Raw genomic sequence first — 12,232 nt, forward strand, 5'->3', positions numbered from 1 at the left:
AGGCTAGAATACCGACTTGTTATTTACTTGAATGTCCCTTATATAAAAATTAACAATTATTATTTACATGCAGATGAAAGCAAGGTGGTATGACAATGGCATTAACTCCAATGATGGTACAATATTTTGAAATAAAAGAAACATGCAAGGACTGTATATTGTTTTTTAGATTAGGTGACTTTTATGAAATGTTTTTTGACGATGCGCAGGTTGCATCAAAAGAATTAGAATTAGTCCTTACAGGACGTGACTGCGGCCTTGAGAAAAGGGCACCTATGTGCGGAATACCGTACCATGCTGCCAATACCTATGTAGGAAGGCTAATTGCAAAAGGATATAAGGTTGCCATATGTGAGCAAGTGGAAGATCCAGCACTTACAAAGGGCATAGTTAAAAGAGATATTATTAAAATAATTACGCCGGGAACTTACACTGATTCCGGTTTTTTAGAAGAAACTAAGAATAATTATATTATGAGCATTTACATTGACAGAAAAATTAACTTCTGTGGAGTGTGTTTTTGTGATGTATCAACTGGTGAATTTACTTGCACAGATACTAAATTTAACATTGTTACTATATTAGATGAAATTTCAAAGTTTAATCCAAAAGAAATTATTGTGTCAGAGGATATATCTGAGGAGATACTGCGCGCTATAAAAGAAAGATTTAATGTTTTGTATTCGTCTTACCCAAATGAGTATTTTACTCTGAAAGACGAAAGTTTAATTACAAATCAGTTTCATAACTTTTGTGAGAACACCTTCTCACAAACTTTAATTAGCAGCATTTCAGGATTGCTTAGTTATATTATGGATACACAAAAAAAATCACTTTCTCACATAGATACTATAGAATATTATGATATTTTAGATTATGTAAGTTTAGATGCGAATTCTAGGAGAAACTTAGAGCTTACGGAAACTTTAAGAGATAAAACTAAGAAGGGCTCTTTGCTTTGGGTATTAGATAGAACTAATACTGCCATGGGAGCTAGAAGACTCCGTAAATGGTTAGATCAACCTTTAATAAACAAGAGCTTAATAGATGAAAGATTAGAGGCCGTAGAAGAACTAAAAGGTAATACTACCTTCCACGAAGATTTAAAAGATGTGCTCGTGGATATTTATGATATAGAAAGACTTGTAGGGAAAATTTCTTCAAAGAATGTTAATGCAAAAGAATTGATTTCTCTTAAAAATTCTATAGAAAAAATACCAAGGGTTAAATCCATTTTAGCAGGACTTAATAGCAAATTAACGAAAAAAATATATTTAAACTTAGATGATTTGCAAGATATATATAATACTTTAGATAATTCTATCATTGGAAATCCATCTATTTCTATTAAAGAAGGAAATATTATTAAGGAAGGCTTTAATAGTGAAATAGATGAGCTAAGGCAAGCTAAGGCCCATGGCAAAGAATGGATTGCTACATTAGAAAATGATGAAAAAAGAATAACTGGAATAAAGTCATTAAAAGTAGGGTACAACAGAGTGTTTGGTTATTTTATTGAAGTAACCAAATTAAATATTGGGTCAATTCCGGAGGGCAGGTATATAAGAAAACAAACCTTGTCTAACGCGGAGAGATACATTACTCCTGAACTTAAGGAAATGGAAGAGAAAATTTTAGGAGCACAAGAAAAATTAGTCAATATCGAATATGAGGTATTTACAGGTATTCGAGAAGAAATTGAAAAACACATAGAAAGAATGAAAAATACTGCAAAGTTAATATCAGAAATTGATTGTTTAAGTTCCCTAGCTACAATCGCCCTTGAAAATAATTATACCAAACCTAAAATAAATACTAAGGGTATTTTTAATATAAAAGGTGGGAGGCATCCTGTAGTTGAAAAAATGATGCCTACAAATACTTTCATTGAAAATGATACATGCATGGATGCTGAGGATAATCAATTACTACTAATAACTGGACCTAATATGGCGGGTAAATCTACCTATATGCGTCAAGTCGCATTAATAACTATTATGGCTCAGATAGGAAGTTTTGTTCCCTGCATAGATGCAGATATATCCATATGTGATAAGATATTTACGAGAATAGGCGCTTCAGACGATCTTGCTGCGGGTAAAAGTACCTTTATGGTTGAGATGTGGGAAGTATCCAATATATTAGAAAATGCAACAAATAAAAGTTTAGTTTTACTTGATGAGGTAGGTCGTGGTACTAGTACTTATGATGGATTAAGTATTGCTTGGTCAGTAATTGAGTATATTTGTAAGAATTCTAATTTAAGGAGTAAAACCTTATTTGCTACCCATTATCACGAGTTAACAAAACTTGAAGGTATGATTAAGGGTGTTAAAAATTATTCTGTAGCTGTAAAAAAGATTGAAAATGAAATTGTATTCCTTCGAAAAATTGTTCCCGGTGGAGCTGATGAATCCTATGGAATAGAGGTTGCAAAGCTTGCAGGTCTACCAGAGGATGTAATAAATAGGGCAAATGAAATTCTAGCGTCACTAGAGAATCTTAACAATACTACGGAAATTGACTTAAAAAGCAATAAATTTTCCAAAATTAAACAACCTAATAAAGCTAATAATAAAAAAGATATTGAAAATATCGTGGCGAAAGAAGCGGCTGTAACTTATGTACCGAAGATAGAAAACGATGAAATTACTCAAATTAATTTTACAGACATAGAAAAGGATAATATGTTAAAAGAAATTAAAAATATAAATATCCTTAATCTAACACCTATGGATGGGTTTAATAAGCTATACGATCTAGTTAATAGGGCTAAGTTGCTATAGTGATAGGCGGGGGCTATAAAAATAGCTAAGGATGTGAGTTGTCATGAGAATTAATATGTTAGAAGTTGAAACTTCAAATAAAATTGCTGCAGGTGAGGTTGTAGAGCGGCCGTCGTCTGTAGTCAAGGAGCTCGTGGAAAATAGTATAGATGCTGGTGCTAAAAATATTAGCATAGAAATCGTTGATGGTGGTCAAGAAACCATAAAGATAACTGACGATGGTACTGGAATACATATAGATGATATAGAAAAGGCTTTTTTGCCTCATGCTACTAGTAAAATAAAATATGTTGAAGATATTTATAAAATACATACGTTAGGGTTTAGAGGAGAGGCATTACCGAGTATTGCGTCCGTATCTCGTACTATATTAAATAGTAGAACTGAAGAATCCTCATTTGGAAAAGAGATATCTCAGTCATCAGGAGATATACTCTACGTTAAAGAAGTAGGATGTAATGTTGGTACAACAATAGAAGTTAAGGATCTGTTTTTTAATGTTCCTGCAAGGCAAAAATTTTTAAAAACGCCTCAAAGAGAATCGGCTTTAATATCAGATATTATAGGCAGGCTTGCATTAGCCAACAATGAGATTTCTTTTAAACTACTAAATAATACTAAAAAGGTTTTGTCTACCTATAGCTCTACAAATCTTTGCGATACGATTAGATATATATATGGCAAAGAAGTTGTAGATAATATTACTAGTTTTGAAAGGTATAACGATATAATGTCTGTTCATGGATATATTGGTAATGCACAGATAAGTCGTGGAAGCCGAAATAGACAAAGTATTTTTGTTAATAAAAGGTATATTAAAAGTGGTTTAATTACTGCGGCCGTTGAAAATGCATTTAAATCTTTTTTGACTGTTCACAAATTTCCTTTCTTTGTTATATTTTTAGATATTTTCCCTGAGTATATAGATATAAATGTTCATCCACAAAAAACTGAAATTAAATTTCAGGAGGATAAAGCTGTGTTTAAAATTGTTTTTGACGCAGTGCATACAGCAATTGCTGATAGTTTAAGAGGCAATTTTGATATACCAGAAGGAGATAAATCACATGGTAGTGAGAAAGAAATTGAAGAGAACACATTAAGAAAAGAAATTTATGATTTTAACAGGACAGTAATAGATGAAAAGGATAGGGAAGAATTAGAAAAGAGTGTTCAAATCCCAATAGATTTTAATTATAAAACATTAAACAATGAAACGGATAATTTTAAAGAATCATCTTATACAAATGTGAGTGATCTAAAAGTTACAAGTAATTATGGTAGTGAAGCTACTAATGAATTGCAAAGCTCGTGGGTAAGTGAGAATGCTAAAGATAGTAATAGAATTAATTATGAGACGGGTGAAATCACATCACCAAATGAAGTTTCTAAAATTTCAAAGTTTCCAGAGCTTCGAATTATAGGACAATTTAATAAAACCTATATATTAGGCGAAGTATATAATGAGCTTTACCTAATTGACCAACATGCAGCTCATGAAAAAGTATTATTTGAAAAATATAAAAAAGAAATTGCAAATTCCGAGGTGCTGTCCCAAATTTTACTTACGCCAATAGTAATAGAGCTTAATCAAGATGATTATACTTATTATATTGAAAATGAAGCAGTGTTTAAAAATTCTGGTTTTGACATTATTGAATTTGGTGAAAACACAATAAGTATTAGGGAAGTTCCAATAATACTTGGTAAACCGGATATTAAAAATCTCTTTAATGAAATATTAGATAATTTAAAAAATATGGGCAGCGGTAAAACTATAGAAGTTAAATATAATCGTATAGCATCTATGGCATGTAAAGCAGCTGTAAAAGCAAATAATCAACTAACAGAGCTTGAAATGAACAAATTAATTGATGATTTAAGATATATTGATGAACCTTTTACTTGTCCCCATGGAAGACCTACAATAATAAAAGTTACACTTAATGAACTAGAAAAAAGATTTAAAAGAATACAATAGAAAAAAGGTGAAAATATGAAAGATTTATTTATTTTAGCAGGCCCTACAGCTGTAGGTAAAACAGAAATTTCTATAAAACTTGCGCAAAAGCTAAATGGAGAGATCATATCAGCAGATTCAATGCAAATATACAAATGTATGGATGTTGGTTCTGCTAAGATTTCATTCGAGGAGATGAGGGGAGTTCCTCATCATCTAATAGATATCATAGAGCCTAGTGAAGAGTTTAGTGTGGCTGAGTTTAAAGAAAGAGCTGAAAGTGCTATTGAAGATATAAGTAATAAAAATAAACTCCCAATGCTCGTTGGTGGAACTGGGTTTTACATAAATTCGTTAATATACAACTATAGCTTTGCGCGTACCAACAAAGATGAAGAGTATAGAGAGTATCTTACAAAACTTTCAGATGAAAAAGGAAACGAATATGTACATAGCTTACTTAAAGATATTGATGAGGAATCCTATAATAAACTATATCCTAATGATTTAAAGAGAGTTATTAGAGCTTTAGAAGTGTACAAAGTAAGTGGTAAACCTATGAGTGAGTTTAAAGCAGAGCAAAACGTTTTGGATATTCCTTATAATGTACATTATTTTGTACTAAATATGGATAGACAAAAATTGTATAACAGAATAAATCAACGCGTAGATATAATGTTTGAAAACAATTTAATAGATGAAGTTATAAAATTAAAAGAAATGGGCTACAATTCAAATATGCAGTCAATGAAGGGTATAGGATATAAAGAAGTGCTATACTATTTAAATGGTGAAATATCTTTAAATGAAGCTATAGAAATGATTAAACAAGGAAGTAGAAATTATGCTAAAAGGCAGCTTACCTGGTTTAGAAAAGATCCAAGAGTAACTTGGATTAATAAAGATGATTTTAGCAGTGATGATGAAATTGTAGAATATATTGCAGGAATAAGTAAATTATAATAAATATAAAAGAGGTAAATAATGATTAATGAAAATAATATTAAAACCTTAGGAACACATAACGGAAAATTTCATGCAGACGATGTTATGGCTACAGCTATACTTAGTCTACTACTAGGGGATATAAAGGTAACAAGGACAAGGGATGAGAATATACTTAGAACTTTAGATTTTGTATATGACATAGGATTTGGAGAATTCGACCATCACCAATTAGACAAAGAAATAAGAGAAAACGATGTTCCATATGCTGCTTGTGGTTTGGTTTGGAGAGAGTTTGGGTCAAGAGTAATACAAAAGTTTAATTCTGAATTTGATGAAGAGGACATAAGATCCATTTTTGATTGTGTTGATAAAAATTTAGTTCAGGGTATTGATGCTACAGATAATGGAATAGATATAAAATCAGAAATTAATGTAACTACAATAAGTGATATAATCCAAAGTTTTAATCCTGCATGGGATTCTGATGATTCAAAAGATGAGGCATTTGAAGAAGCTGTTGGGTATGCTACTGAGGTTATAAAAAGAATAATAAGCAGACAAGTTTCTGTTATAAAAGCAAGGGTAATAGTAGATGAAGCCTTTCAAAATAGAAAGACTAATGAAATAATGGTTTTAAAAACCGGTTGTCCTTGGCTTAAACAGTTACTAAAAGTAGATATAAATAATGAGATATTATTCGTTATTTCTCCAAATGATAATAATGCAGAGTATAAGATTCAAACTGTAAAGAAAACTGCTGATACTTTTGAAGCAAGAAAAGATCTATTAGAATCAATTAGAGGAAAATCAAGTGAGGAAATAAATTCTATACTTAAAATAGATGATGCTATATTTTGTCACAAAGCAGGGTTTATAGCATCTGCTAAAAGTTTGGAAAGTGCTATGAAAATAGGGAAATTATCTATTTAAAACTGATATAAGGAAAAAAATATAAAAAGGGCCATCTCGCAATAGAAAGTAATTTCTATTGCGAGATGGCTCTTTTTTCTTTTGGTGTATAATTTAAGTATGATTAACGTATATCCTCATATTTTCTTAGAAGCTTAACGAATAATTCAGGAACTTTTGCCATGTTTTCTGGAGTTTCTACGAATGCGATACGCATCTGAGTGCTTCCTGGATTAGATTCGCCTGGTTTAAGATCATAGAAACCTTTCATAGGTGCTACCAGAAGAGTTGTTTCCACTCCGTGGAAATCCACTGAGCCTTCTTGGGCACAATACATAACAAATTCGATTGAATCAAATCCTGGTTTTACAACATTTCTAACGTCGACTACTGAGTATATAGCTGAATCAGGGCTAGAAACAATAAGACCTGGGTCCAGTTTCTTCATACAACTATAGAATTCAAACAAGAGTTTTTTGTAATACTCACGGAGGCCTGTACACCATTCATCAAGCTGTTCTTTACTTTCATGAGCTAGTGCTCCGAAGATATACTGACCTATTACATTGGCGCAAAGGTTAGCAGCATATTCAGCTACTGATTGAGTATGGAACTCTTCATTATCAGTGATTAAAGCGCCTATTCTTAAACCGCAGGCATTCCATACCTTTGATGCGGTATCAAGACTTATTCTTCTGCCTTCTATGCCAGGTACATCTGCATCGGTGATTCCCCAGATACTTATGAGGTCACTGTTAACATAATATAGTTCACGATAAGCTTCATCGCTAATCATCCACATATTATATTTTACGCATATTTTAGCAAGCTCTTTAAGAGTTGCATAGTCGTAGAGCTGCCCTGTAGGATTGTCGTAAGGGATTACAAGAAGTGCGCAAGGCTTATTCTTTTTAATAGCTTCTTCAATTTTGTCTAGCTCTGGAAGGCTGAACTTGCCATCATCGTCTAAATGACGTTTTACTGTAATAGTTTTACGGCCAATTCTTTCTGCAAAAGAAATATAATTTGTATAGGCTGGGTCAATCATCATAAGAGGTTTATCATCAGTGCCTGCAGCTCCGCAAACACCAAGTAATAACATCTCAATACCAGTGGATCCACCATCGGTTACCTGAACAAATAATTTACTAGTATCAAACCCTTGGCAATTGAGAATGTTTTTAAATGCATCCTGAGCCTCGGCTACACCGGCAGTACCTGAATATCTTACAGCACCATTTGCAAATGGGCTTTCAGGTGAATCCAATGCAAACATTCTTTTCTGCATAGCAGGATTTGTTGGTAGGGAAACGTTTCCAATCGCTACGTTGACCAACTCAGGTTTAACTTTACGCTCATTAAATTTCATTTGTCCAATTATTACGGCTGATGGCATCCTTTTCTTAAAAAGTTCCGATATTACTGGCTTGTTCATAAAAAATACCCCCTAAAATTATAATTGTAATTTATGAAATATTTAGCTTCTAACAATATTATAACATTAAAGTCAAATCATGGGTGTAATTATGGTGAGATTAAATTTACTATCTGATATTGGGATCGACTTTGAGGTGAAAGTAAGTATATATCCAGGAAAGTGACTAGATTTTATGTAATATAAATTAGAATTATTAAAAGATGTAATTTTTTCTCCATTGTTAATGTTATAATACTTATTGAAAAAGTTTAGAATGTAAGGGTGTTTATGTTTAGTATATAAAGAAAAACTATGTGCATGTACATAACTGACAGTAAATTTTCGCATAATATTTTCTATGGTATTCCATAGGTTAACAGGAGCTACTAAACTGCTTAAAAAAATCTAAACAATTTTAAACAAAAGTGAACATATTTAGTTGTTCATGCAGTGAACGTTGCTTTCAAGCTTAAGTGAGTGTAGCATCTGAAAAGATCGTAGCACGATGAACTACGTGAAATGACAGGTTAAAGACGTACCTTTAGATGTACTTCAGTCTGATGCTCTACGATAATGAGGAGGAAAATAATCTAAGGTTTTGCTACGGCTTAATTATGATTAGACACACCGAAATTCAGTGCACCATCATTTTACATTGGCAAGAAGAAAAATTTCCCGTAAGGAGGTTGACTAGAAATGGTCGAATATTCATTTGTACTGGACTTAGCTGGCAACAGACTAAGCCCATGCAACAAAAATAAAGCTTATTACCTTATTAGAAATAAAAAAGCCAAAATGCTTAATAAATTTCCGATGGTAATACAATTGTTTAAAATAGTTAAGGAGAATAACAATAATAAAACTAAAACCTATCTTGGAATTGACGATGGGAGTAAACATGTTGGGCTAGGAATAATTCAAGATTGTAATAACAAAGTAAAACCAATTTTTAAGGGGACTATAGAACTTAGAGATGACGTTTCTAAAAAAATGGCTATAAGAAAAGGGTATAGGACATATCATAGATATCATAAAAGGTATAGAGAAAAGAGATTTGATAATAGGCAATCATCTAAAAGAAAAGGTAGACTTGCTCCAACGATAATGCAAAAGAAACAATCCATTTTACGAGTTGTAAACAAAATAACCAAATGGATTAAGATAGATTCGATATATTTAGAAAATGTGTTAATAGACATACGAGTTCTAACTGAAGGTAGAAGTCTATACAAATGGCAATATCAAAAATCTAATAGACTGGATAATAACATTAGGATAGCGGCACTCATGAGAGATAACTTTACTTGTGTTGATTGTGGTTCTAAAGAAAATTTACAAGAACACCACATTAAACCAAGACGTGCTAAAGGAGCCGACAGCATACATAATGTTGTAACATTATGCAAGTCCTGTCACACAAAAACCTTTGGCAGAGAAATCGAGTTAATAGATCAATATTTAGCTATAATAAAAGGTAGAAAATTAAATCTTAGTGATGCATTGCATGTTATGCAAGGTAAAAAAAACTTACAGACTGAACTTAAAAAAATAGCCCCATTATATTTAACTACGGGTGGCGATACTGCAAACCATAGAAATGATTGGGATATAGAAAAAACACACTCAAATGATGCTTTAGTTATATGTAACGTAGATATCAAAAAAAATAATATTGATATCAAAGACTGGCAAATATCACCTTTACGTAAAAAATCTAAGGGTGACGCAGAGCTAATTGTAAAAGGATTTAAGCATAGAGATTATGTAAAGTATACCAAGAAAAATGGAACCGAGTATATTGGATATATTACAGCATTATACCCAAGTAAAAATCAATTTAACATGACACGAACAAATGGTGAGATATTAAAAAGATATGGTCTAAAAAGCTTGAAACTATTATCGAGACCAAAATGTATACGGTGGATATAATATTAAAAATAAGGAGGTGAACTGGTTAATTAAGTCAAATGTATAATTATGTTCAGATTTAATTAACCAGGATAAAATTTTGTATAAGAAAATAGGACCCACCTTTGATTATAAAACAAAAAAAGAGTTTCCAAGTAAGTTGATGGATTGGATCGGCGATGTTTTTTACGATATTCTTCCGAAACACGGATATGAGATACGTGATGAGCAAATATATACTGCTTTTCAGCTTGCTGATGCAGTTTGTAATAAAAAAGTTCATCTGGCTGAGGCTGAGGTCGGTACCGGAAAGACCTTCGCCTACTTACTCACCGCAATTGCCTACGCTGGTTTTAGCGGAAAACCTGTAGTAATTGCATGTGCCTCAACAGCACTTCAGGAACAGCTGGCAGGGCCAAAGGGAGATATTCAAACACTTTCCCGAATACTGGGATTAGAAATAGATGCGCCAATGGCAAAGGATCCTCGTCAGTATGTTTGTGATGAGAGAGTTAGTGGAATAGGGGGAATGTTTGGCGATGCGACAGCCTCTGATGAGATCAATCAATGGTTAGCCAGGACTACAAAAGGTGAACGCTCAGAAATGCCGCATATATCCGATGGTGTATGGAGACAGATTGGATGGGATGAGACTATGCCCTGTGATGCCTGTCCCAGAAGAGGCTTTTGTAAGCTTGTTAAGGTAAGGGAACATTACAGATCTTCCAAGGATTTAATTATCGCTGATCATAATATATTTTTTCAGGACCTCTGGACAAGGGATGAAAGAATTGCAGACGGTAAAATGCCTATGCTTCCAGATTACTCGCTGGTGATTTTTGATGAAGGACATAAAGTCATACTGCCGGCAGCCATGGGTGCTGGAAGACAAATTCATAAAGAGGATATTGATAATATTATCCTTTCGATAGAGGAAATCCAGGGAGCAAGAACTTCACTGGTTGTAAGTGCAATTGCCTTGGACCAGGCCACTTCTAACTTTTTCGAAAAACTTAATCAAAACGTAATAGATGATGAGCAATCAGAGCGTCTGGCGGTTAGCACCGATGATATACTTCTGAAAGCAGCTGATACTTTTCATAAGGCACTAGATCGGTTGCTCTTAGAGATACAAATTGAGGAAGAGCTATACATAGATGAGCTACCGGAAAGCACGTTACATACCTTTGAAATTCAAATAGAACTATCAAATACAGCCTTAGCTAGGTTTGGTAGGGATAAAGGTAGAGAGGTTATTACTTGGGTAGATAGGGCAGACGGCAGCTTTTGGGTAGTTCCTCGGAATTTGAGCAATATGCTAGATAAACATTTATTTTTGAAAAAATTGCCTGTGGTGTTTACTTCAGGAACTTTAAGTGATAAGGGGGATTTTGGTTACCTTATGAGGACTCTTGGTTTAAAAGATCCAGCAATATCAACGGTTGGAAGTCCCTTTGATATTGAGGAACAGGTGGTGGTTTATTTACATCAGCCATCCTTTGAGGACACTGACAGTGCCAAGTTTTCACTCAAAATTAAACAATTACTATGTTTGCTGAAAGAAAATGGAGGAAGAGCGCTGATACTTGTTAACTCTTTGAAGGAAGTTAGGAAAATAAGAAAAGAAATTAGTGGCTATGAGCTACCTTTTGAAGTTTTATGGGAGGATAAAGGTGAGCGAGGATATCTTGTCCAAAAGTTTCGTGCGGAAGTTACATCTGTATTAGTAGGTTCTACCTTTTGGGAGGGAATTGATGTGCCTGGGGAGTCTTTATCTCTCGTTGTAGTTTGGCAGCTTCCCTTTCCTTCCCTAGACCCTTTGATTGAAATGAGGCGTAAAGAAGCAGAAGAAGAGGGGATGAATCCACTTATAACCGTTGATTACCCTGAAATGGGGTTGAAGTTAAAACAAGGTTGTGGCAGATTAATTAGAACTAAGGATGACCGTGGAGTAATAGCTGTCATGGACCAAGTAATAGGAACTCCATGGGAAAAGGTGGTTATGAGGGCTCTACCTAGAGGAGTGAAAATCAAAACTTTGGAACATAGGGATATTTAAACTTAAGAATATATAAATAAATAAAAATTAGCACTAGCTTGAGAAACTGGTGCTATTTTTTTTATGCCATTTGAAAAGGTAATTTGAAATATAACTCAAACTTCGCACATGTAAAACTGTGATAGATGCTTGTTGTATCAACGTTTTAAAGCATTAATAAGTAGGGGAATACTCCTAAAAATGATATAATGTAAGTAACTACACATACAATAAATATCAAAATTAGGAGGACTTATTTATAT

7 protein-coding genes are annotated in these 12,232 nt (G+C 33.2%); 6 read left to right on the forward strand and 1 reads right to left on the reverse strand.

Features of this window, described 5'->3' with window-relative positions:
* The first annotated feature begins 95 nt into the window (after window positions 1-95).
* From mutS to ACWJKP_RS09775, 4 genes are read left to right on the forward strand one after another with little or no spacing between them, the layout of a single operon-like run.
* Window positions 96-2,786 (forward strand): DNA mismatch repair protein MutS, encoded by a 2,691-nt coding sequence (gene mutS, locus ACWJKP_RS09760; protein ID WP_165412226.1) that lies wholly within the window; start codon window positions 96-98, stop codon window positions 2,784-2,786.
* Window positions 2,787-2,829: 43 nt separating this feature from the next.
* Window positions 2,830-4,767, forward strand: a complete 1,938-nt coding sequence (gene mutL, locus ACWJKP_RS09765; RefSeq protein WP_165412227.1) for a DNA mismatch repair endonuclease MutL — start codon at window positions 2,830-2,832, stop codon at window positions 4,765-4,767.
* A gap of 15 nt (window positions 4,768-4,782) precedes the next feature.
* Window positions 4,783-5,709 (forward strand): tRNA (adenosine(37)-N6)-dimethylallyltransferase MiaA, encoded by a 927-nt coding sequence (miaA, locus tag ACWJKP_RS09770; protein ID WP_165412228.1) that lies wholly within the window; start codon window positions 4,783-4,785, stop codon window positions 5,707-5,709.
* 21 nt (window positions 5,710-5,730) lie between these two features.
* Window positions 5,731-6,624, forward strand: a complete 894-nt coding sequence (locus tag ACWJKP_RS09775; RefSeq protein WP_165412229.1) for an MYG1 family protein — start codon at window positions 5,731-5,733, stop codon at window positions 6,622-6,624.
* Between the two features lie 103 nt (window positions 6,625-6,727).
* Here ACWJKP_RS09775 and ACWJKP_RS09780 read toward each other — a convergent pair whose 3' ends face one another.
* On the reverse strand, window positions 6,728-7,939 hold the full coding sequence (locus ACWJKP_RS09780) for a pyridoxal phosphate-dependent aminotransferase (RefSeq protein ID WP_462961660.1): 1,212 nt from the start codon (window positions 7,937-7,939) through the stop codon (window positions 6,728-6,730).
* 777 nt (window positions 7,940-8,716) lie between these two features.
* On the opposite strand from ACWJKP_RS09780, the gene iscB reads away from it, so the two are divergent.
* Both iscB and ACWJKP_RS09790 read left to right on the forward strand, forming a co-directional pair.
* Window positions 8,717-9,952, forward strand: coding sequence for an RNA-guided endonuclease IscB (iscB, locus tag ACWJKP_RS09785; protein WP_165412231.1), 1,236 nt, complete (start codon window positions 8,717-8,719; stop codon window positions 9,950-9,952).
* 79 nt (window positions 9,953-10,031) lie between these two features.
* The gene (locus ACWJKP_RS09790) at window positions 10,032-11,990 is read left to right on the forward strand and encodes an ATP-dependent DNA helicase (RefSeq protein WP_224578969.1); all 1,959 of its coding nucleotides are present in this window, start codon (window positions 10,032-10,034) and stop codon (window positions 11,988-11,990) included.
* Window positions 11,991-12,232 lie beyond the last annotated feature (242 nt).

The organism is Clostridium sp. CM037 (genome assembly GCF_055081095.1).

Coding starts and splice junctions, on each gene's coding strand:
- miaA (WP_165412228.1), top strand. CDS start 4,783: ATGAAAGATTTATTTATTTTAGCAGGCCCTACAGCTGTAGGTAAAACA.
- ACWJKP_RS09775 (WP_165412229.1), top strand. CDS start 5,731: ATGATTAATGAAAATAATATTAAAACCTTAGGAACACATAACGGAAAA.
- mutS (WP_165412226.1), top strand. CDS start 96: ATGGCATTAACTCCAATGATGGTACAATATTTTGAAATAAAAGAAACA.
- iscB (WP_165412231.1), top strand. CDS start 8,717: ATGGTCGAATATTCATTTGTACTGGACTTAGCTGGCAACAGACTAAGC.
- mutL (WP_165412227.1), top strand. CDS start 2,830: ATGAGAATTAATATGTTAGAAGTTGAAACTTCAAATAAAATTGCTGCA.